17 protein-coding genes, 1 pseudogene and 1 riboswitch are annotated in these 22,269 nt (G+C 68.1%); of the genes and pseudogenes, 12 read left to right on the top strand and 6 right to left on the bottom strand.

Translation table 11 applies throughout. From position 1 onward, the window contains the following. Window positions 1-183: 183 nt before the first annotated feature. From QMG61_RS13135 to QMG61_RS13115, 5 genes are all read left to right on the top strand, one after another. Window positions 184-1,386 carry an ROK family protein gene (locus QMG61_RS13135; RefSeq protein ID WP_283494770.1) on the top strand — a complete coding sequence of 401 codons (1,203 nt, stop codon included), beginning with the start codon at window positions 184-186 and terminating at the stop codon, window positions 1,384-1,386. 149 nt (window positions 1,387-1,535) lie between these two features. Continuing rightward, window positions 1,536-2,888 carry an extracellular solute-binding protein gene (locus QMG61_RS13130; protein WP_283494769.1) on the top strand — a complete coding sequence of 451 codons (1,353 nt, stop codon included), beginning with the start codon at window positions 1,536-1,538 and terminating at the stop codon, window positions 2,886-2,888. Between the two features lie 4 nt (window positions 2,889-2,892). Next, entirely contained in the window at window positions 2,893-3,888 is a 996-nt protein-coding gene (locus QMG61_RS13125) for a carbohydrate ABC transporter permease (protein WP_283494768.1), read from the top strand. Window positions 3,889-3,892: 4 nt separating this feature from the next. After that, the gene (locus QMG61_RS13120; RefSeq protein WP_283494767.1) at window positions 3,893-4,750 is read left to right on the top strand and encodes a carbohydrate ABC transporter permease; all 858 of its coding nucleotides are present in this window, start codon (window positions 3,893-3,895) and stop codon (window positions 4,748-4,750) included. A gap of 12 nt (window positions 4,751-4,762) precedes the next feature. Further along, on the top strand, window positions 4,763-7,852 hold the full coding sequence (locus QMG61_RS13115; RefSeq protein WP_283494766.1) for an alpha-mannosidase: 3,090 nt from the start codon (window positions 4,763-4,765) through the stop codon (window positions 7,850-7,852). 89 nt (window positions 7,853-7,941) lie between these two features. On the opposite strand, the gene QMG61_RS13110 is transcribed toward QMG61_RS13115, so the two are convergent. Next, a complete protein-coding gene (locus tag QMG61_RS13110; RefSeq protein WP_283494765.1) occupies window positions 7,942-10,236 on the bottom strand; it encodes an ABC transporter ATP-binding protein in 2,295 nt (764 codons plus the stop codon). Between the two features lie 57 nt (window positions 10,237-10,293). On the opposite strand from QMG61_RS13110, the gene QMG61_RS13105 reads away from it, so the two are divergent. The 3 genes from QMG61_RS13105 to QMG61_RS13095 are packed head-to-tail and all read left to right on the top strand — an operon-like array spanning window position 10,294 to window position 12,943. After that, window positions 10,294-11,220 carry an ABC transporter ATP-binding protein gene (locus QMG61_RS13105; protein ID WP_283494764.1) on the top strand — a complete coding sequence of 309 codons (927 nt, stop codon included), beginning with the start codon at window positions 10,294-10,296 and terminating at the stop codon, window positions 11,218-11,220. Then, window positions 11,217-12,122 (top strand): ABC transporter permease, encoded by a 906-nt coding sequence (locus tag QMG61_RS13100; RefSeq protein WP_283494763.1) that lies wholly within the window; start codon window positions 11,217-11,219, stop codon window positions 12,120-12,122. The genes QMG61_RS13105 and QMG61_RS13100 overlap by 4 nt, the downstream gene beginning before the upstream one ends. Next, window positions 12,119-12,943 (top strand): ABC transporter permease, encoded by an 825-nt coding sequence (locus QMG61_RS13095; protein ID WP_283494762.1) that lies wholly within the window; start codon window positions 12,119-12,121, stop codon window positions 12,941-12,943. Before QMG61_RS13100 ends, QMG61_RS13095 begins: the two co-directional genes overlap by 4 nt. Before the next feature lie 156 nt (window positions 12,944-13,099). Here QMG61_RS13095 and ribH read toward each other — a convergent pair whose 3' ends face one another. From ribH to QMG61_RS13070, 5 genes are all read right to left on the bottom strand, one after another. Then, a complete protein-coding gene (gene ribH / locus QMG61_RS13090) occupies window positions 13,100-13,582 on the bottom strand; it encodes a 6,7-dimethyl-8-ribityllumazine synthase (protein WP_283494761.1) in 483 nt (160 codons plus the stop codon). Then, complete coding sequence (ribA, locus tag QMG61_RS13085; RefSeq protein WP_283494760.1) at window positions 13,579-14,841, bottom strand: GTP cyclohydrolase II; 1,263 nt, start codon at window positions 14,839-14,841, stop codon at window positions 13,579-13,581. Before ribA ends, ribH begins: the two co-directional genes overlap by 4 nt. Further along, on the bottom strand, window positions 14,838-15,470 hold the full coding sequence (locus QMG61_RS13080; RefSeq protein ID WP_283494759.1) for a riboflavin synthase: 633 nt from the start codon (window positions 15,468-15,470) through the stop codon (window positions 14,838-14,840). The genes ribA and QMG61_RS13080 overlap by 4 nt, the downstream gene beginning before the upstream one ends. 7 nt (window positions 15,471-15,477) lie before the next feature. Further along, window positions 15,478-16,494, bottom strand: a complete 1,017-nt coding sequence (gene ribD, locus QMG61_RS13075; RefSeq protein ID WP_283494758.1) for a bifunctional diaminohydroxyphosphoribosylaminopyrimidine deaminase/5-amino-6-(5-phosphoribosylamino)uracil reductase RibD — start codon at window positions 16,492-16,494, stop codon at window positions 15,478-15,480. A gap of 110 nt (window positions 16,495-16,604) precedes the next feature. Next, window positions 16,605-16,735, bottom strand: a riboswitch (FMN riboswitch). Window positions 16,736-16,826: 91 nt separating this feature from the next. After that, the gene (locus tag QMG61_RS13070; protein WP_134510331.1) at window positions 16,827-17,600 is read right to left on the bottom strand and encodes an IclR family transcriptional regulator; all 774 of its coding nucleotides are present in this window, start codon (window positions 17,598-17,600) and stop codon (window positions 16,827-16,829) included. A 214-nt stretch (window positions 17,601-17,814) separates the two neighbouring features. Here QMG61_RS13070 and dhaK point away from each other — a divergent pair, with 214 nt between their 5' ends. The 4 genes and pseudogenes from dhaK to ptsP all read left to right on the top strand — a co-directional run bounded on the left by dhaK (window position 17,815) and on the right by ptsP (window position 21,910). Then, the gene (gene dhaK / locus QMG61_RS13065; RefSeq protein ID WP_283494776.1) at window positions 17,815-18,813 is read left to right on the top strand and encodes a dihydroxyacetone kinase subunit DhaK; all 999 of its coding nucleotides are present in this window, start codon (window positions 17,815-17,817) and stop codon (window positions 18,811-18,813) included. Between the two features lie 4 nt (window positions 18,814-18,817). After that, complete coding sequence (gene dhaL / locus QMG61_RS13060) at window positions 18,818-19,462, top strand: dihydroxyacetone kinase subunit DhaL (protein WP_134510332.1); 645 nt, start codon at window positions 18,818-18,820, stop codon at window positions 19,460-19,462. A 3-nt stretch (window positions 19,463-19,465) separates the two neighbouring features. Continuing rightward, window positions 19,466-20,155 (top strand): annotated as a pseudogene (gene dhaM, locus QMG61_RS17535) (dihydroxyacetone kinase phosphoryl donor subunit DhaM); the annotation flags it as partial. A gap of 117 nt (window positions 20,156-20,272) precedes the next feature. Continuing rightward, window positions 20,273-21,910 carry a phosphoenolpyruvate--protein phosphotransferase gene (gene ptsP, locus QMG61_RS13050; RefSeq protein WP_283494775.1) on the top strand — a complete coding sequence of 546 codons (1,638 nt, stop codon included), beginning with the start codon at window positions 20,273-20,275 and terminating at the stop codon, window positions 21,908-21,910. Window positions 21,911-22,269: the final 359 nt, after the last annotated feature.

The following is a 22,269-nucleotide window of genomic DNA, read 5'->3' as shown; positions in this document are numbered from 1 at the left end:
CCCACGGCGTTGCCGTGGGGGCCAAAACTGCACTTTCGCGAGGTGTTGGCCCGAGCGATTTCGACGGAGTGCAGGCGCGGCTGCCCATAGGATTCAATTCACCACACGCATGAGCGAACATGAGGTGAACCCGTGGACAGCGACGTCGAACCCCAGGCGCGGCGAGGCACAAACCTACCTCGGATGGGCGATTTCAACCGATCCGTTGTGCTCGACTCGATTCGTCGCTCACGCACGGGGCTCAGCCGGGTAGAACTCGGGCACTCAACCGGGCTCTCGGCCCAGACGGTCTCCAACATCTGCCGCAAGTTGATCGTCCAGCATTTGGTGGTCGAGGCCGGCAAGGCGAGCGGCGGGGCGGGGAAGCCGCGCACGATTCTGCGCCTGAACCCGAACGCTGTCTATGCGATCGGAGTGCATCTCGATCCGACCGTGATGACCTTCGCGATCCTGGACCTGACCGGGACTGTCCTTGTCCGTTCCCGTAGGAGAACACCCGTGGCCGGCGACCCGAACCGGATTATCACGGCGATCTCCGGTGAGATCGAGCGACTGATCCTGGCGTCGGGTGTGGATCGGCAGAAGATCGCCGGGCTCGGGGTCGCCACGCCCGGACCCATCGACCCGGAGCGAGGCGCCGTCGTCGATCCGCCGCACCTGAACGGCTGGCATCGGGTGCCGCTCCGCGACGCCCTCGCGCGAACCACCGGGTTCTCGGTGATCGTCGACAAGGATGTCACCGCGGCCGCCATCGCCGAGACGTGGGCCGGCGGCCCGAGTGGGTCGGGAAGTTTCGTCTTCTTCTACCTCGGAACCGGGATCGGCGCCGGCCTCGTCATCGACAACGAGGTCGTACGCGGGCGTTCGCACAATGCTGGCGAGATCGGGCACGTGATCGCCGACCCCGGGGGACCGCTCTGCGTGTGCGGGCTCCGCGGATGCATCGCCGTCACCATCACCCCGCAGAGTCTCGTTCTCGAAGCCGAGGAGCTGGGAGTTCTCGCTGGCACCCGGGTGCAGAACGGCCCCCACGCCGTGGAGGAGCAGTTCTCGGCGCTCTGCGCGCTAGCCGCGCGCCGCAACGCCGTCGCCGCGGAGATCCTGGATCGTTCGGCGGTGCGCGTCGCGAGGGCCGCCTCGGTCATCACCAACCTCCTCGACGTCGACCGGGTCGTCTTCGGCGGCCCGTATTGGGCGCGGCTCAGCGAGGTCTACCTCGGGCGCATCCCTGCCCTCCTCGATGAGCTCACCGTGGCTCGGAGCATCCACCGGGTCGAGGTAGTCGGCACCGGCGTCGGCGAAGACGTGGGAGCAATCGGCGCTGCCTGTCTGGTGCTGGACGACGCGCTGGCGCCCCGTGCGGCCCGCCTGCTGCTGGCCCACTGAATGCTGGGTAACAGCTGTGTAACGCTGGCGCATTGGCGCGCCCGAAGGGTTGATCAGTTTATCCATTCGATTTAGTATTGGGTTTGCCACAGCCGGTCATCGGACCGGCGACCGTCCGTGGGGGGCAACTGATGGAGCAAAGGAGCACCATGCATCGCACCGCAAAACTCGCCGTTTCCGTGTTGATGGCAACCTCGATGATCGCGCTGGCCGGATGCTCGGCCGCCGATACTGGGGCCGACTCCAAGACCTTGAAGATCGTCTACGAGAAGACCGATTCGTTCACGGCCCTCGATACGCTCTTCAAGAAGATCAAGCCGGAGTTCGAGGCCGCGCACAAGGGTGTGACGGTCAACCTGCAGCCGATCCAGGCCAACGATGACGACTATTCCACCAAGCTCGCGCTCTCCCAGCAGTCTGCGGAGACCGCCCCCGACGTCTTCTACGAGGACACCTTCCGCCTGCGCTCCGATATCGACGCCGGCTACCTCCTCAACCTCGACGATCACCTCGACGGCTGGGCCGACTGGTCCAAGTTCAACGAGGGGGCCAAGGGTGCGGGGATGGGCGACGACGGCAGCACCTACGCGGTCCCGCTCGGCACCGACACGCGCGGCATCTGGTACAGCAAGCCCGTCTTCACGAAGGCCGGCATCGCCGTGCCGTGGCAGCCCGAAACCTGGGACGACATCCTGACTGCGGCTCGCAAGATCCAGGCCACCCAGCCCGGCGTCGTGCCGTTCAACATGTACGCCGGAAAGGGTACCGGCGAGGGAACGGTCATGCAGAGCTTCTACGAACTGCTGTACGGCACGGGAGACTCCCTCTACAACGAGAACGACCAGAAATGGGTCGTGGGGTCGGCTGGGTTCAAGGACTCGCTGACTTTCCTGGACACGCTTTACTCCGAGAAACTCGCCGTCGACCCGTCCGACGCACTCGACCCGAACGTGTGGAAGAAGGTGTTCGGTGAGTTGTTCCCGAAGGGCCAGCTCGGCGGCACTGTCGAAGGCTCCTACACGCCGTCGTTCTGGCAGAAGGGCGGCTCCTACGAATGGCCGGCCTACGTGACCGACATGGGCGTCGCGGCCTTCCCCACCCAGAACGGTGACGCCCCGCACGGTGTGAGTATGTCCGGCGGCTGGACCCTGGCCGTCGGCGCGAAAACGAAGAACGCCGACCTCGCATTCGAGTTCCTCAGCCTCGCACTCAACAAGGAGAATTCGCTCTGGTACGACATCAACAACTCGCAGATCGCGGTGCGAACGGATGTCGCCGCGGACCCGACCTACCTCGCGGCGAACCCGTTCGTGGCGGCCGTGACCGACCTCGTCTCCGTGACGCACTACCGCCCGGCGACCTCCGACTACCCGAAGATCTCCGCCGAAGTGCAGGCGGCGACCGAAGCGGTGATCACCGGGCAGATGAGCGTCGACGAGGCATCCGCCGCCTACGACACGGCCGTCGAGGCAATCGTTGGATCGGACAAGGTCACCAAGTAGCACGATGAAGGCCGAACAGATCGCGCCGACCCGGGGCGCGAACCCGGGAGAACCGGAGCCCGTTGGCTCCGGTTCTCCCGGGCGCCCGGAGTCGACCGAAGGCGGGTCCCGGCGCCGAGGGCCCCTCGGCACGCGTGCGCGAACGGCCGCCCGCCTATTGCCGCTCGTGCCCGCTGTGCTGCTGCTCCTGGTCTTTCTCGCGGGGCCGGTGGCGTGGTCGTTCTACGGCTCATTCACCAATGCGGCGCTGACCGGCAAGGAAGCCCGGAACCCCCAATGGGTCGGGCTCGAGAACTACGTCACGCTGTTCCAGGACCCCGTCTTCCCACTCGCGCTGTGGCTGACCGTTGTGTTCGTGGTCGCGTCCGCCATCATCGGACAGAACTTCCTCGGCCTGGGCATTGCGCTTCTGATGAACCGGGCCAACCGGGTCGTCGGCAGCCTGGTCGGCCTCACCGTCGTGGCCGCCTGGGTATTGCCCGAGATCGTGGCCGCCTTCGTCGCCTACGCCTATTTCAGCAAGGACGGCACGCTCAACCAGGTTCTGTCGGCGTTCGGGATGACCGGCCCGAACTGGCTGTTTAGCCTCCCGATGCTCGCCATCATCCTGGCCAACGTGTGGCGGGGCACCGCGTTCTCGATGATGGTCTACCGAGCCGCGCTCAACGATGTGCCGATCGAAATCACGGAGGCCGCCATGATCGACGGCGCCGGCGGCTCGAAACGACTCGTGCTGATCACGATCCCGATGATCAAGAGCAGCATCACCACCAATCTCATGCTCATCACCTTGCAGACCCTGTCGGTGTTCACGCTGATCTGGGTGATGACCGCCGGCGGCCCCGGAAACCAGAGCACGACACTGCCGGTGATGGCCTTCCAGGAGGCCTTCCGTTTCAGCGACATCGGCTACGGAACCGCGATCGCCACCGTGATGCTGCTGATCGGCGCGGCCTTCTCCGTCGTGTACATCCGCGCTCTTCGGCCGGGAAAGGGGTAAACGGATGTCTGTTGCGACCCTCGCAGCCTCCGTCGCGTCTCCTCGGAAGGCGACGGCAGCCGCGCTCTCCAACGGGATCTTGATCGTGATCGCCCTGTGCTTCCTGCTGCCCCTGGCCTGGCTGATACTCGCCTCGCTCGATCCGGACGCCAGCTACCGGACCCAGATCCCGGCGAATCCGTCATTCGCCAACTACGCCGCCGTGCTGACGCCCGGGCTGACCTTCCTGCCGCTCTGGAACAGCCTGCTGCTCTCCGGCGGAGCCGCTGTCGCGACGGTGGTGGCCGCCGTGCTCGCCGCGTATCCGCTCTCGCGGTACACGATGAGGTTCAACAAGCCGTTCATGTATGCGATTCTGTTCGGTACCTGCCTGCCGATCACGGCGATCATGGTGCCCGTCTACAGCCTGTTCGTTCGGCTCAACCTGATCGACTCGATGCCGGCGTCGATTCTCTTCATGGCGGCAACCTCGCTGCCGATGGCGATCTGGATGACCAAAAACTTCATGGACTCCGTGCCGATCAGCCTCGAAGAGGCCGCCTGGGTCGACGGGGCGAGCGCCATGACCGCCCTTCGTCGCGTAGTGGTGCCGCTGATGCGACCGGGACTCGGCGTGGTCTTCATCTTCGTGTTCATTCAGGCGTGGGGAAACTTCTTTGTACCGTTCGTGTTGCTGCTCTCGCCGAGCAAGCAACCGGCCGCGGTGAGCATCTACAGTTTCTTCGGTCAGTACGGGGCGATTGCCTATGGGCAGCTCGCGGCCTTTTCCGTGTTGTATTCCGTGCCGGTGATCTTGCTCTACGCTCTGGTGTCCCGGGGCATGGGCGCATCATTCACCCTCTCCGGCGCGATCAAAGGTTAGGAGCCGGTCACCATGCATGACGACAGTTCACGTGTACAGCAGCGGATCAGCCGGTTTGTCGCCGAGCGGTTGCGCCCCGCGATCTACCGGGCGTCCGTCCCACTGACGATCGAGATCTGGGAGGCCCCCGGCGAACCCGTTCCCTTCGCCGATGCCATCCTCGAGCCGTTTGAACCGTTCGAGACCGGTCGGGCCTGGGGGTGCCCGTGGGGCACCACCTGGCTCCACGTATCCGGGACCGTCCCGGTCGACTGGCCCACGGGTGCGCTGCTACGGCCGGAGGCCGTCGTCGACCTGGGGTTCAGTTCGACGGCGCCCGGTTTCCAGGCCGAGGGACTGGCCTGGTCGCCCGATGGGGTCGTCCTCAAGGCGATCGAACCCCGAAACCAGGCCGTGCCCGTGAAGGCCGGGCCGGGGGAGAGGGTCGACTTCTACATCGAGGCCGCGTCGAACCCGGATGTCACGGCGAACTGGACCTTCGTTCCGACCGAGCGCGGCGACCTGGCCACCGCCGGGACCGATCCGATCTACCGGCTGCGCCGCGTCGACCTGGCCTTGCGAGACCAGACCGTGTGGGAACTCGTGGCGGACTTCTGGACCCTCGAGGGGTTGCTGCGTGAACTGCCGACGTCCCAGCCCAGGCGCGCGGAGATCCTGCGAGCGCTCGAGTGCTGCATCGACACCATGGACCCGCACGACGTAGCCGGCACGGCATCCGCCGGCCGCAAGGCCCTCACGGGGGTGCTCGCCAGCCCTGCCAACGCGAGCTCCCACCGCCTGCACGCGGTCGGTCATGCGCACATCGACAGCGCTTGGCTCTGGCCGGTCAGAGAGACTGTCCGCAAGGTGGCGCGCACCTTCTCCAACGTGCTGCACCTGATCGAGCAGAACGAGGACTTCGCGTTCGCGGCCTCATCCGCCCAGCAGTACGCCTGGCTCAAGGAGTCCTACCCGGAGCTATTCGAACGGGTTAGGGCGGCCATCACCGCTGGCAGCTTCGTTCCGGTCGGCGGGATGTGGGTGGAGTCCGACACGAACATGCCCGGCGGGGAGGCGCTCGCCCGCCAGTTCGTGGCCGGCAAACGGTTCTTCATGGAAGAATTCGGCGTCGAGCCGCTCGAGGTCTGGTTGCCCGACTCGTTCGGCTATTCGGCGGCGCTGCCGCAGATCGTGGCGGCCGCCGGTTCCCGCTGGTTTCTGACCCAAAAGATCTCCTGGAACGAAACAAACCGGATGCCGCACCACACCTTCCGTTGGGAAGGGATCGACGGCACCCGGATTTTCACACACTTCCCCCCGGTCGACACGTATAACGCGGAGTTGTCCGGGGAGGAGCTGGCATTAGCGGAGCGTCAGTATGCCGAAAAGGGGACGGCCAACACGTCGCTGGTGCCATTCGGGTGGGGGGACGGTGGCGGCGGTCCAACGGGGGAAATGATCGCCGCCGCCCATCGCACCCGCTCGCTGGAGGGCTCGCCGCGGGTGGAACTGTCCACCCCGCGACGCTTCTTCGAAACCGCCGAGGCCGAGTATCCGGACCCGCCCGTGTGGTCCGGGGAACTCTACCTCGAGTTCCATCGCGGCACCTACACATCGCAGGCGCGCACCAAGCGGGGCAACCGCCGCAGCGAGCACCTGCTGCGGGAGGCCGAACTCTGGGCGACCGCCGCCGCAGTGAGGGGGGCCGCCGAGTACCCGTATGACACGCTGGAGGAGACTTGGCGCACGGTGCTGCTGCAGCAGTTCCACGATATCCTGCCCGGCACGTCCATTGCCTGGGTGCACCGCGAGGCCGAACGCAACTACGCGGAGGTGGCCCGAACGCTGAACGGCCTGATCGGGACCTCGGTGACGGCGCTCGCCAGCCCCGGCGAGCAGTCGCTCACGCTGAACGCCGGCCCCTACGAGCTGGGTGGCGTCCCGGCCCTCGGCGCGGTTTCAACGCCGGGCGACGGCGCCGGCAACGGTGCCACGGCCAGTACAGGGTTGGGCCGTCGTGCCCGTTCGGCGGGCACCGGAGCGTCGATCGAGCGCAGGCCCGCGGGCATCGTGTTGGCCAACGGCCTCGTCGCCGTCACCGTTGACGCCGACGGGCTGTTCCCCTCGGTGCGCGACCTGGCCGCCGACCGCGAGCTGGTCCCGGAGGGCCGACGCGGCAACCTGCTCCAATTGCACCGGGACACTCCCACCCAGTGGGACGCCTGGGACCTCGACGACCACTACCTGCGAAACGTCACCGAGCTCACCGGCACGGAGTCGGTCGAGGTCTTCGTCGACACTCCGGCTCTGGTAGGAGTGCGCGTGGTGCGGTCGTTCGGCGCATCGCGCCTGGTCCAGGAGATCACTCTGGCCGCCGGGTCCCCATCGGTCGATCTCGCCTTCGACATCGACTGGCACGAGCGGCAGAAGCTGCTCAAACTGGCGTTCCCGCTCGACCTGCTCGCCGAACGCGCGGCCTCCGAGATCCAGTTCGGCCACGTCTACCGGGCCACTCACACCAACACGTCCTGGGACGCGGCCCGGTTCGAGACCTGCGCGCACCGCTGGGTGCACGTCGGAGAGCCGGGCTACGGCGTGGCGGTGGCCAACGACTCCACCTACGGCCACGACATCACCAGGACCACGGATGCCGCCGGCCGCCCCACGACGACCGTGCGCCTCTCTCTGCTGCGCGCGGCGGTGTTCCCCGACCCGACGGCCGACCAGGGTTCGCACGAGCTGCGGGTGTCGGTGCGGCTGGGTGCCGATATCGCCGACGCGGTCGCCGAGGGGTACCGGCTCAACCTGCCGTTGCGGACCGTGCACGGGGTTGCCGCCGACCGGATCGGCCCCTTGTTCGAGGTCGACAATCCCGCGGTCGTGATCGAGGCCGTCAAACTCGCGGAGGACCGCAGCGGGGATGTCGTGGTGCGGCTCTACGAGGCGCACGGCAGCCGGTCGACGGCGCGGGTCATCCGTCGGTTCGACGCGACGGGCGTCATCGAGACCGACCTGCTGGAACGCCCGCTCGCAGAGCCGCGCGCCACCCTGATGGCCGAGGGCGACACGTTGCTCCTCGAGCTGCGCCCCTTCCAGCTCGTCACCCTCCGCTTCGCCCGCTGACCCCGCATCGGTTGCGCGAGAGTGCACTTTTCGCCCCCATGGACCTCGTGAAGGGGCGAAAAGTGCACTCTCGCGAATGGGGGAGGGGGTTAGACGAGGAGTTGGTGTTTGGCCAGTTCGCGGTAGAGGGGGGTGGATGCGACGAGCTCGGAGTGCGTGCCGGTACCGATGACCCGGCCGTGGTCGAGCACCACGATCTGGTCGGAGTCGACGACGGTCGAGAGGCGGTGTGCGATGACGATCAGGGTGCGGTTCACGGCGACGGCGTCGATCGCGGCGCGCATCATCTGCTCGTTGACCCCGTCGAGGCTCGACGTGGATTCGTCCAGTAGCAGGATAGGCGGTGCCGCGAGCAGCGCCCTGGCGATCGCGAGGCGCTGGCGCTCCCCACCGGAGAGCATGACCCCCGACTCGCCGACCGCCGCGCCGAGCCCGGCGGGGTCACGGTCGAGCACCTCGCCGAGGTTGACGGCCTGCAGCACGGCGATGCACTCCTCATCCGTGGCGTTCGGCGTCGCCAGGGTGAGGTTGTCGCGCAGCGACCCGGCGAGCACGGGCGCATCCTGCTCGACGTAGCCGATTTGGGAGCGCAGGGCCGTGCGGTCGAGGGTACGGATGTCCAGCCCGCCCAGGCGCACGACGCCGGCGTTCGGGTCGTAGAACCGTTCGATCAGGGCGAGAATCGTGCTCTTGCCGGCGCCGGATGGTCCGACCAGGGCGGTGCGGAGCCCGCGTGGGGCGCTGAACGAGACCCCGCTGAGCACCGGCCGCGGTGCGGCTGCCGTCGCCGAACCGGTCGCGGTCGCGGTCGCGGTCGCGGTGGCCTGCTCGGCCGCGGCGGCCGGCGGGGTCGCGGCGGCCGGCGGGGTCGCGGCGGCCGGCGGGGTCGCGGCGGCCGGCGGGGCCGCGGCGTCGGAATCGGAATCGGGCGGCACCGTCGCGAACAGGTCAGCGGCGGTCGGCAGCCGGTGCGTGCCGGAATCCGGGCCGGCCGCTGCGTCCAGGGCAGCCAGCGCCGCGGCGACGACTGCCGCGTCGGCCGCGTCCGTTGCCGCAAGGTCGGCCTCGAGCAGGTCAGGTTCGGCGAGCACGGATTCGATCACGGCGGGGGCGACCACGATGGTCTCGAGCACCGACGGAATATCGACCGCGGTCTTGACCGGGGCGGCATCGGGCTCGACCTCCGGCGGAACGGCGTAACCGAAGTGCACGTCCTCGAAGGAGATCGCGGGCGCATCCGGTCGCACGGACTCATTGGCGGCGCCGACCGTGATCGCCAGCGGCGCGATGTCGCGGTCGAACTGGTCCTCGGCGGGCAGGTCGATGATCTCCTGGATCCGGCCGAGGGCGCCGAGCGCGGAATTCACGGAGGTGATCGCCCCGAAGGCCTGGCCGAGCGGCACGATCATCAGGAACAGGAACAGGATGAACGCGATCAGGTTCGCGACCGTGATGCTGCCGCTCGCCACCCGGAATCCCCCGACGCCGAGCACGACGAGGAAGGACACCTGCATGGCGATTCCGGCGATCGGCACGACCAGGGCGGAAATCTTCGCGACCTGGATGCCCATCTTCCACGCGCCGACGGCGTCCTCCTCCACGGCGGCGATCTCCCGGTCGGTCGCGTTCGAGGCGCGTACCGTGCGCACAGCGCTGATGGCGCGTTCGACACTGGCGGCCAGGTCGCCGACCTTGACCTGGGCCGCGAGGCTGGCCACCCGGATCCGCTGGGACAACAGGGTCACGGTGACGACGGATGCCGCGATCACCAGCACGGTCAGTCCGAGCAGCACGGGGTCGATGATGAGCATCGCGATCAGCGCGCCGACGAAGGTGAGCGACCCGCCGATCGCCTCGACGAGGCCCTGAGTGAGCACCGCGCGCAGCAGCGTGGTGTCCGAGCCGACCCGGGAGACGAGGTCACCGGTGCGGCGGGTGTCGAATTCGCTGATCGGGAGGCGGAGCATCCGGCCGATCAGTTTGCGGCGGCTGGAGAGCACCACGCCCTCGCCCGTGCGCTGCAGCAGGTAGTGCTGGTAGCCGCTGATCAGCCCGGAGACGACGACGAGCGCGATCAGTCCCCAGACGAGCGTGCCGAGCGGCTCGTTCTTCTGCACGACCGTGATCACCTGGCTGACGAGAAGCGGCTGGGCGAGGCTGGCCAGCGCGCCGAGGATGCTCAGCACGATGACGAAGCCGAGCACGCGCTTGTGCTCGAGAAAGTAGGGAAGGAGCTGGCTGAACTTCGCGCGGGGTCCGGATGCGTCGCCGCGACGCCCCGTCCGGCCGAACCTGGCCCTCGGCCTGGTCGGGGTGGCGCGTCCGGGGGTGCCGGCTCTGCTGGTGCTGCTCGTGCTGCTGGTGCTGCTGGTCGGGGTACTCACCAACTGAGCTTAACCGCAACGAACGGGTGTGGGTCGTTCCGTCTACAGTGGGGAACTGTGCCGGAGCCTGTGATTGTCGCCGAGAACCTCGTCAAGAAATACAAGGAATTCGCCGCAGTCGACGGCGTCTCGTTCGAGGTTGCCGCCGGCGAGTCGTTCGGCCTGCTCGGTCCCAACGGTGCGGGCAAATCGACGACCATGCGTATGGTCGGCGCGGTGTCCACGCGCACGGCCGGCAGCCTCAGCATCCTGGGGATGGACCCCGACCGGCACGGACCGGAGATCCGGTCGCGCCTCGGCGTGGTGCCGCAGGCCGACAACCTCGACACCGAGTTGCGAGTTCGGGAGAACCTGCTCGTCTACGGCCGGTACTTCGGTCTTCCCCGCGCCCAGGTGGCACGCCGGGCAGACGAGCTTCTCGAGTTCGCGCAACTGACCGACAAGGCGAAGTCCAAGGTGGACGCGCTGTCCGGGGGCATGAAACGGCGTCTCACCATCGCGCGGGCGTTGATCAACGATCCGAGTATTCTGCTGCTCGACGAGCCGACCACCGGACTCGACCCGCAGGCCAGGCACATCCTTTGGGACAGGCTGTTCCGGCTCAAGGAACAGGGCACGACCCTGCTGCTCACCACCCACTACATGGACGAGGCCGAGCAGCTCTGCGACCGCCTGGTCGTCGTCGACAAGGGTGTCATCATGGCCGAGGGCGCACCCGTGGAGCTGATCCGTCGGTACTCGTCCCGGGAAGTGCTGGAGCTGCGCTTCGGTTCCGATCTCAACGCCGAGGTCGCCGGGCGGATCGCCGGAATGGGCGACCGGATCGAGGTGCTGCCCGACCGCATCCTGATCTACAGCGAGAACGGCGAGTCCGAGCTGGTGCGCATCGTGGAGGCCGGTCTCACCCCGATCACCAGTCTGGTGCGGCGCTCCAGCCTGGAAGACGTGTTCCTGCGGCTGACCGGACGGACCCTGATCGAATGAGCGCCGATCCGCAAGGCACCGTGCCCACAAGTGCCCGTCGGGGTGACCCGGGCCAGGGCGAGATCACCCCGGCGCCGGGCTCCGTCGGGGACCGGGCCATCCGCTCCACCCGGCGCATCCGACGCTGGGGCTCCTGGTATGTGGCCGAGCACCGTTTCCTGTCGCTGCGTGCCTACGCGCAGACGGTAGTCGTGACCGCGTTCGGCAACCCGATCATCTACCTCTACGCGATGGGGGTTGGCCTGGCCACCCTCGTCGACGCCAACCTGGGCACGGATGCCGTGGGCGGGGTCAGCTACCTGGCCTTCGTCGCACCCGCCCTCCTCTGCAGCGCGGCGATCGCCGTGGCGACTGAAGAGTTCACCTACCCGATCATGCTCGGCTTCAAATGGAACCCGGTGTTCTTCGCCATGAACGCCGCCCCGATCCAGCCGGGCCAGATCATCAACGGCATCGTCATCGCGGTGGCCGTGCGCATGTTCGTCGCCTGCGGAATCTTCTACGCATTCATGGTGCTGTTCGGCGCCGTCCCGTCGGGGGCCGGGTTCATCGCCGTTGGCGTCGCCTTGCTCACCGGCCTCGGCTTCGGCACCCTGTTGATGGCATACGCGGCCACCCTCACCGAGGACACCGGTCAGCTGGCCATGGTGATGCGCCTCATCATCCTGCCGATGACGCTGTTCTCCGGAACCTTCTTCCCGCTCGGCGTGCTGCCGATCTGGCTGCAGTGGATCGGCTGGATCTCCCCGCTCTGGCACGGCACCGAGCTTGCCCGGGTGTTCGCCTACGGCGGGAGCGAACCGCTCTGGCTGAGCGTGCTGCACGTGCTCTACCTGGCGGTCCTGCTCGCCTTCGGCTGGGCTGCTGCGCGGAGCATCACGGCCAGGCGGCTGAACAAATGACCGGCCCGGATTTACGAACGGATGCCGCAGCACCCCGCCCGCTCGGCGCGCTCTACGCCGGCAACGCGCGCAGCGTCATGCTCCGGGGCTGGCAGGCGACGAGGAGTACCAACTGGCTGGTCGTGGTCAGCGGCTTCTTCGAGCCGATCTTCTACCTGCTCTCGATGGGCCTCGGCCTGGGCTCCCTGGTCGGTACGATCACGACCGAGTCAGGCCAGGAGGTGGCTTACGCCGCGTTCATCGCGCCGGCACTGTTGGCGGTGGCCGCCATGAACGGCGCCATCTACGACTCCACCTGGAACGTGTTCTTCAAAATGCAGTTCGCGAAGCTCTACGAGGGCATGTTGTCCACGTCGCTCGGCCCGCTCGATGTCGCGCTCGGCGAAATCTCGCTGGCCCTGCTGCGCGGGGCGCTCTACGCCACCGGCTTCCTGGTCGTGATGCAGTCGCTCGGGCTGAACCTGTCCTGGTGGGCGCTGCTGGCCCTGCCGGCCGTGCTGCTGATCGCGTTCGGCTTCGCGAGCGTGGGGATGGCCGTGACGAGCTTCATGAAGACGTTCCAGCAGATGGACTGGATCACGTTCCTTTTGCTGCCGATGTTCTTGTTCTCGGCCACGTTCTACCCGCTGAGCGTCTACCCGCAGCCCGTCCAGTTCGTCATCCAGACGCTCCCGCTCTGGCACGGGGTCGAGCTCGTGCGCGGCCTGACCACCGGGCAGGTCAACCTGGGCATGCTCTGGCATGTGCTCTATTACCTGGTGATGATTCTCCTCGGCCTGGTCTTCACGACCCGCCGCCTGCGCACCCTGTTCCTCGACTGACCTGGTCTCGACCAGCTCGACCAGCTCGACCAGCTCGACCAGCGGCACGCTCGACCACCGGCGGGGTCGGCGCGGGCCGATTCTCGCGGCGCAGCTTGGCGATCGTGGCGCGCGCTCTACGGTGCGCCGAATTCCCAAAGGTGCGCCGCGAGGCTCCTAGCCGGCCGCGGCGGATCGGAGCGTGCGCAGCACCTGGGCGGTCGCGATCGCGGCCGACGCGGCTTCCTCGCCCTTGTCTTCCTTCGACCCGGGCAGTCCGGCCCGGTCGAGACCCTGCTGCTCGTCGTCGAGGGTGAGCACGCCGAAGCCGACGGGCTTGCCGGTGTCCAGGGCGACCCGGGTGAGCCCGTCGGTGGCCGCCGCGGAGACGTATTCGAAGTGCGGGGTGCCGCCGCGGATGATGACGCCGAGGGCGACCACGGCATCCGCCCCGTTCTCCAGTGCCACCTTGCAGGCGACCGGCAGTTCGAAACTGCCGGGCACACGCACCAGGCTGAAGCTCGCGCCGGAGGCCTCGAGCACCCGGGTGGCGCCCGCGATCAGCCCGTCGGTGATCACGTCGTGCCAGCGCCCGGCCACGATCACGACCCTCAGCCCGGTGCCGTCGACGGTGATCTGGGGTGAACCTGCTCCGCTCATAGTGCGATGCCCTTCAGGATTTCGGTGTCGGCGATGTGGTGGCCCATCCGGTCGCGTTTCACGGCCAGGTAGTTCTGGTTGTCACTGCCGACGCCGACGATCAGCGGCACGCGTTCGGTCACGGTCACGCCGTGAGCCTCGAGCTGGCGCAGCTTCTCCGGGTTGTTGGTCAGCAGTCGCACCGAGGAGATGCCCATCTGATGCAGGATGGCGGTGGCCGCGCCGTAGTCGCGGGCGTCGGCGGGCAGGCCGAGAGCGATGTTCGCGTCGAACGTGTCCAGCCCGTCCTCCTGCAGCTTGTAGGCGCGCAGCTTGTTGATCAGGCCGATGCCGCGCCCCTCCTGTCCGCGCAGGTAGACGACGATGCCACCCTCCATCTGGATCGTCTCGAGTGCGGCATCCAGTTGGGGCCCGCACTCGCATTTGAGCGAGCCGAACGCCTCTCCGGTCAGGCACTCCGAGTGCACCCGCACCAGAGCGCCGTCGACCGGGGTGCCCGAGACGATGGCGACGTGGTCGGCGCCGGTCATCCGGTCCCGGTAGGCGCGAATCTCGAAGGGGCCATGGCGGGTGGGCACGGTGGTCTCCACCTCGAAGTCGACCCGCGGGGATTCGAGGATCGGGCTGACCGTCGGCAGGTCCGTGTCACAGTGGAATTCCTGGAGGTAGGCGATCAGATCCTTGATCGTGATCACGAGCACACCCTCGCGCTCGCCGAGTTCCAGCAGGCCGGGCAGGCGCATCATCTCGCCGTCCTCGGCGACGATCTCGCAGATCCCGGCGACGGGAACGAGGCCCGCGAGCTTCATCAGGTCGACGGCGGCCTCGGTGTGGCCGTCGCGTTCGCGCACGCCGCCATCCATCGCACGCAGCGGCATGATGTGGCCGGGGCGGTGCAGGCTCGACGGCGTGGATGCCGGGTCGGCGAGCACGCGCAGGGTGTGGGCGCGGTCGGCGGCACTGATCCCCGTGCTGAGGCGGTCAGCCGCGTCGACGGACACGGTGTAGTTGGTGCCGCGCGGGTCCTCGTTGTTCAGCACCATCACCGGCAGGTCCAGCTTGTCGGCGAGGTCGTTCGTCATCGGGGCGCAGATGAAACCGGAGGAGTACCGCACGGTCCAGGCCAGCCACTCCTGCGTGGCCATCTGGGCGGAGATGATCACGTCGCCCTCGTTCTCCCGGCCCTCGTCGTCGGCGACGATGACCGGTTTACCCAGACGCAGGGCGTCCAGGGCGGTGGGAATGTCGGCGAGGCTCATGAGTGACTCCTTTTCGATCCTGCGGCCGCCAGATCGAGCATGCGCTCGACGTGACGGGCCAGGATATCGGTTTCGATGTTGACGCGGTCGCCGACCGAACGCTCTCCGAGCGTCGTTGCGGTGAGGGTTTCGGGGATGAGCGAGACGTCGAACCACTGCTCGGCGGCGTCCGCGGGGCTGATGCCGCTGACAGTCAGCGACACGCCGTCGACGGCGATGGACCCCTTGCTCGTGACGAGGGGGGCGAGTTCGGGGGAAAGGCTGAACCGGAGCACGCGCCAGGCGTCGCCGGGGGTGATCGCCAGCAGCGTGCTGGTGCCGTCGATGTGCCCCTGCACGATGTGGCCGCCGAGGCGTCCGCCGACCAGTGCGGCCCGTTCCAGGTTCACCGGAGTTCCGGCCGTGACGCCGGAGAGCGTCGACATGGCCAGGGTCTGGGCCATCACGTCCGCGGTGAACGTGTCCGCGGTGCGGTCGACGACGGTGAGGCAGACGCCGCTGACCGAGATCGAGTCGCCGTGGCCGGCGTCGGCGACGACGAGCGGGCCGCGCACGGTGAGCCGCACGGCATCCTTCGACGCTTCGACCCGCTCGACGCTGCCGAGCTCCTCGATGATTCCGGTGAACATGCTTCCCCTATCTCGGCCGGGCCACGATGAGGAGGTCCTCGCCGAGCCGGTCGCAGTGTTCGATGGTCAGGCGGCGTTGTCCGTCGATGCCCGCAACGCCGATCTCGCCGAGGGCCAGCCGCCCGCCGCCGAGCAGGGTGGGCGCCAGATAGACGAGGTACTCGTCCACGAGCCCGGCCGCGACGAACGCGCTGGCGAGCGTGGGCCCGCCCTCGATGAAGGCGTGACGGATGCCGCGCCCGTGCAGGTCGGCCAGCACGGCCGTGAGGTCGTGGGTGGCGAAGAACAGCGGCGCGCGGGGGTGGGAGCGAAGCAGGGCATCCGCCGGGATGCCGCGGCCGCCGATCACGACGGGCAGCGGCTGGCCGGGCAGCAGCGTCCCGGCGGCGTCGCGGGCGGTGAGCGCGGGATCGTCGGACAGGGCGGTCCCGGTGCCGACGATGATCGCGTCGGCCGCGGCCCGGCGCCGGTGCACGTCCTGGCGGGCCTCCGGGCCGGTGATCCACCGGCTGGTGCCGTCGTCGGCCGCGGCGCGGCCGTCGAGGCTGGACGCCCACTTCAGCGTGACGAACGGCCGGCCGAGCCGGGCCGCGGTGAGCCAGTCGTCCAGGAAGGCGGAGACCTCGGGCTCGAGGACCCCGCCGAGCACGTCGATCCCGTGCGCGCGCAGCCGGTCGGCGCCGCCGGAGGACTCGTGGCCGGGGTCGGAGACGGCGTAGACCACCCGGGCGATGCCGGCTTCGATCAGGGCGAGCGCGCAGGGGCCGGTGCGGCCGGTGTGGTTGCAGGGTTCGAGGGTGACCACCGCGGTCGCCCCGCGGGCGCCGCTGCGGGGCAGCCGGCTGAGCGCGTCGACCTCGGCGTGGGCCGTTCCGGCGCCGCGGTGCCAGCCCTCGGCGAGCACCTCGCCGTCGGCCGCGAGGATGACGCAGCCGACGCGGGGATTCGGCCCGGTGGCCGGCCCGTTGGCGGCCAGTTCGAGGGCGCGCCGCATCGAGCGTTCGAGTGCCGCGTCCTGGTCCATGCCCGTCCTCGTCCGTTTCTGCAACGAACTCCGGGGGACTGGTGCGCGAACACCGTGTGGGTCGCGCGCAGGGCGAAACCCGCCGATCGATCCCTGGCGGGATTTCTCGACTCGTGCGCCTCTCATCCGGACTTTAACCGTCGGTGCTGGAATTTCACCAGCTCAACCGTTTCGCCCGAGGACGGAACGGGTCGCGGACTTTCACCGCCGGTTCGGACTTACACCGACCCCGGAGCACGTTTCTTACTTCTAGTTATAGCTCAACGCCCCGGCCGCCGGATAATTCCCGCCCGACGCTGCGGCGCCGTGCAGGCGAACGAGTGCGGTGATCGTCAAGCCTCGGCGGTGGGGGCGGGGGCCCGCGGCGGCCAGGTGGCCGCCCCGAGTTCGCGAGAGATGTTGCGAGCGGTTTCTCGTAGCCCGTTGAGAATGCTGGAGTCAGGAGGCCACTCGCTCGAGGGAATAACGACGGCCACCGCCGCAATGACGTTTCCGCGAGAGTCGACGACAGGTGCCGCAACCGAAGATTCGCCCAGTACGGCTTCGTCCTCCTCGGTGGCAATGCCGTAGCTCGCGATCTCCGCGAGTTGGACGGCCAGAACCTCCGGATCGATAACGGTGGACCCGGTCAGGCTTCGAAGCGGTCGCCCCAGCAGTTCGCGCTCGTGTTCGGGGGTGTAGGCGAGGAGCACCTTTCCCATGGCCGAGGCGTGAGCCGGGATGGACAGGCCCGTTTCCGGCATCTGCTGACTGCCGTCCGGGCGCTGGTTGTGGTGGATGATGATGACCTCGTCGAAAAGCGCTACACCCAGGCGCGTGGACAGGCCGGTTCTGCGGGCGAGTTCGAGCGTCCACCGCATTGAACGCGCGCGCACGTCGAGGGTGTCGAGATAGACATTCGAGAGTTTGAGCAGCGCGGGCCCGAGCATGTACCGATTTCCGCCGGGCTCCTTTGCGACGAGACCGTGGCCCTGCAGCGACTTCACAATGCCGTGCACAGTCGAGGCGGGGAGTCCCAAATCGGCGGAAAGCGCCGTGATGCCGAGGTGGCGTGCGCCCTGGAGCGCCGCCAGCACCTTGGCTGCTCGATCGATTGCCTGAATCACGCGTGCACCTCCTCCAACTGGTTTTCTCCAGTATGCCGCGTAATCGACGCACGTTCGTGCACCGCCTTGACATCGTGCACCCATTCGAGGGATATTCGACATTATCGAATTGCATTCTGTGGATTCACGTGAGTTGCAGGCGAAACGACCTGCTGATTACACCTCGAAAGTTCAACGGAGAGCAACCATGAAGGTCAATCAGGAGGTCCCAGACATGAAAAAACTGATCAATTTCCCGGAGACGGTTCTCGCAGATTCCCTCGCCGGTGTGGCGGCGGCACACCCCGGACTTCGGGTCGATCACGCGAATCGGATTATCTACCGGGCCACCCCGAAGGCTGCCGGCAAGGTCGCACTGCTCTCGGGCGGCGGCACGGGCCATGAGCCCCTGCACGGCGGCTTCGTTGGTGAGGGAATGCTCGATGCCGCCTGCGCGGGGGCGATCTTCACTTCGCCTACCCCCGACCAGATGCTGGAGGCAACGAAGGTCGTTGATCGCGGAGCGGGCGTGCTCCACATCGTCAAGAACTACACGGGCGATGTGATGAACTTCGAGATCGGCGCGGAACTCGCGGCGGCAGAAACCGGAATCACGGTGGCCGTCGTCGTCGTCAACGACGACGTCGCCGTCGAGGACTCGAGTTTCACCGCGGGTCGCCGGGGCGTCGGCACCACGGTGCTGCTCGAAAAGATCGTGGGGGCTGCTGCTGAGGAAGGCCGCGACCTGGAGGCCGTTGCGGCGGTGGCTCGCCAGGTCAATGAGTCGGGCCGCTCCATGGGAGTCGCCCTCACCAGCTGTACCGTGCCTTCGGCCGGAAAACCGACCTTCGAATTACCCGAAGACGAAATGGAAATCGGCGTGGGCATTCACGGCGAGCCCGGCCGCCGTCGCGTGCCGCTGGCCGGCGCCGCCGAGGTGGCCCGTCAGCTCGTCGAGCCGATCCTCGCCGATATGGACTTCACCGGCGCCCCGACAATTGTGATGTTGAACGGGCTGGGCGGCACCCCGCTGATCGAGCTCTACGTCATGTATGCCGAAGTCGCGAAGCTCCTCGACGCCGCCGGCATTACTGTCGCTCGCTCGCTCGTGGGCAACTACATCACGGCACTGGACATGGCCGGCTGCTCCGTCACCGTCCTGCGCGCCGACGAGGACCTGATCCGGCTGTGGGATGCGCCCGTCAGTACCACCGGAATGCGCTGGGGGATCTAGGGTCATGTCGAATGACACGATCACCGTTGATCAACTCACCGACTGGCTCACCCGGTTTCGCGATCTGGTGACGGAGCAGGTTTCCTATCTCACCGAGCTGGATTCGGCCATCGGCGACGCGGATCACGGCTCCAACATGACCCGCGGCATGGGCGCGGTCGTCGAGAAGATCCACGCCTCACCCGCCGGTACCGTCGACGAACTCTTCAAGGGCGCGGGCATGACCCTGGTGACCTCGGTAGGCGGTGCCAGCGGTCCGCTGTACGGCACCTTCTTCCTGCGGATCGGCACCACGGCCGGCCCCCGCACGTCCCTGGACGCGCCGGGCCTGGCGGCAGCGCTCCGAGCCGGGCTGGGTGGAGTCGTCGCCCGCGGCAAGGCCGAGGCAGGGGACAAGACCATGTTCGATGTCCTCTCTCCCGCGCTCGCCGCGTTCGATGCCGCCGTGGATGTCTCCTCCGATCTCTCCACGGCTGCCCACGCCGCCTATTTCGCTGCGCAGACGGGTCGCGACGCGACCCGGGCCCTCCTCGCCCGCAAGGGCAGGGCGAGCTACCTGGGGGAACGCAGCATCGGCCACATCGATCCCGGTGCGGCGTCGACGGCGCTGCTCTTCCAGGCCCTGGTCGAGACTCTCGGCGAGGAGTAGCCCGTGATCGGCATAGCAGTGGTGTCCCACAGTCCGCGGCTCGCGCAGTCGGCCGTGGATCTCGCGCTCGAGATGGTCGGCGCCGAGGGGCCTGCGATCGCGATCGCGGCCGGCGCCGGCGACGGCGTGACGGGAACGGATGCGATCAAGGTCGCCGAGGCCATCACGGAGGTTTCCTCGCCCGACGGCGTGCTCGTGATGATGGATCTGGGCTCGGCCGTGATGAGCGCGGAAATGGCGTTGGAATTCTTGTCGGATGCCGACGTGCCCGTCAAGCTGACGAGCGCTCCGTTCGTGGAGGGCCTGATGGCGGCAGTGGTGCGCGCCGCCGGTGGCGCCAGCCTTGATGATGTGGAGAGGGAGGCGCGGGGTGCCCTCCAGGCGAAGCAGACTCATCTCGACGACGACGACGACGACGAGCTGCCCGGCCCGCAGGCCGGCCCGGCGGCGGAGCACTCGATCGAAGTGGCGCTCCGTAACCCGCACGGCCTGCACGCGAGGCCCGTGGCGATGCTGGTCACGGCGGTCAGCGCCTTCGAGGCCACGGTGACGGTCGCTAACGTCCGGTCCGGCGGTCTTCCGGTGCCGGCGAACAGTCCGACCGCGCTACTCGGTGTTGGCGCTCGGCAGGGCGACACGATCTCGGTAGCTGCAGCGGGGAGGCAGGCCCGGGAGGCGCTCGACGCCGTGAACGCACTTGTGCAGCGGGGATTCGGGGAGTTGGAGACACCAGGGGCTGCGGCGGTACCCGAGGATTGCGCAGCGCGCCCGGACCGCGAGCGGTCGAGCGAGGCGTCGTCCGGCGGTCCGATCGGGGTCAGCCCCGGCCTGGCGGTCGGTCCGATCGTCCGGATGCCGGAACCCCTGGCCGAGCCGGCACCGGCACCCGAGCTGACCCTGAACGAGCGGGCCGAAGCTGTGGAACGGATCGAGGCGGCCGCGGCATCCGTTGCCCGGGCGCTGATGGACAAGGCGAATCGCGTCTCGGGAGCGGCGCGGGAGATCCTGGAAGTGACGTCGATGATGGCGACCGATCCGGGGTTGATCGGCGACGCCAGGGCACGGGTGACCGACGACGGCCACACTCCGGAACGGGCCGTGTGGGCGGCGGTCGGCGACATCACGTCGATCTTCAGGGAGCAGGGAGGGCTCCTGGCCGAGCGCATCCCCGACCTGCACGATGTGCGCAACCGCATAGTGGCCGAGCTGCTCGGTCGCCCGGCGCCCGGCCTGCCCGACCGGGCGGAGCCATACGTGCTCGTGGCCCGCGACCTGGCACCCGCCGACACCGCGCTGATCGACCCCGCGCTGTGCCGGGCCATCGTGACCGTTGAGGGTGGCCCGACCTCCCACACGGCCATCCTCGCGCGTGCCCTCGGGGTGCCGGCCGTGGTGGCCGCACGCCACGCGCTGGAGATCCGCGAGGGCAGCGTAGTGATCGTTGACGGCACGACGGGGATGATCGTCGTCGACCCCACCGATGAACAAGTCGCTACCGCCGAGCAGGAGAGCGGCCGCGTGGTCGCCTTCGACGGCACAGGACGAACGCTGGACGGACACCGGGTGCAACTCCTCGCGAACGTCGCATCGCCCGACAGTGTGGCCGCGGCACTCGAGGCGAACGCCGAGGGAGTCGGACTCTTTCGCACCGAGTTCTGCTTCCTCGACCATGAGGAGGCCCCCGATGTCGAGGAGCAGGTGGCGGCGTATCGCCGGGTGTTTGCCGCCTTTCCGGGTCAGAAGGTCATCATTCGAACCCTGGACGCCGGGGCAGACAAGCCCCTGGCCTTCGTGACGGCGGAAGACGAAGCGAACCCTGCCCTCGGCATCCGAGGCTACCGCACCGCGTGGCGGAGTCCGAAGCTGCTTGACAGCCAACTGCAGGCCATCGCGATCGCTGCGGCGGCCGAGGCCGCAGACGTCGGCGTCATGGCACCGATGATCGCGACCGTCGACGAATCGATCGAGTTCGTCTCCCGGTGCGCCGACCACGGCCTGCGCACGGTTGGGGTGATGATCGAGACTCCGGCCGCGGCCATCACCGCGCTGGACATTCTCCAGGTTGTGGACTTTGCGAGTCTCGGGACGAACGACCTGGCCCAGTACACGATGGCGGCCGATCGACTGGCGGGAGAACTCGCGCTACTCAACGACCCGTGGCAGCCTGCCGTGCTCCGGATGATCCGGGAGGCGTGTCGGGCAGGGGTCGCGACGGGCAAACCGGTCGGAGTCTGTGGTGAGGCCGCGGCTGATCCCCTTCTCGCCGCGATTCTGGTGGGACTCGGGGTGACCAGTCTGTCGATGTCGCCGCGTGCCCTGGGCGGCGTGGCGGAGCTGCTGAAGAGCGTCACCGTCGAGCAGTGTCGGGATGCCGCGGCCACGGTGGTTGCCGCTTCGAGTGCGACCGTGGCTCGGACCACCGCTGCCGCACTCCTCGTTCGGGCGTAGCTCCCCGCGAGAGCCCCCGGCGGCTGTACCGCCATGCCCGCCGAATCGCCGGATGGACGCTCCTGTCGAGCGTCCTCCGGGCGGATCGGCGGGCATTTCCCTGTCCCGCGGCACGCCACGCGCCACAATGTGCACAAACGTGCATCGGTCCCTTGCGGACTAGTTTCGGACCACCTTCGATTCCTGAATGCCATTCATAAAAAATGTCGACTGCCGCGGGACTACGCCGTGAACGAGGCGGAGAGCGTCTGGCCCCCGTAGTGGGCATACGTGCCGGACCGGGACCGGGACCTCCCGCCCGCTGCCCTTCCGACCGGGCCCCCGGAATTCAGCCGCGACGGCGGGCATAGTGTGAAATC

Origin of the sequence: Cryobacterium sp. PH31-AA6, from assembly GCF_030063195.1 — a bacterium.
Classification (GTDB): Bacteria; Actinomycetota; Actinomycetes; order Actinomycetales; family Microbacteriaceae; genus Cryobacterium.
The sequence above is the reverse complement of the archived record's forward strand: the minus strand, read 5'-3'. Positions and strand labels throughout refer to the sequence as shown.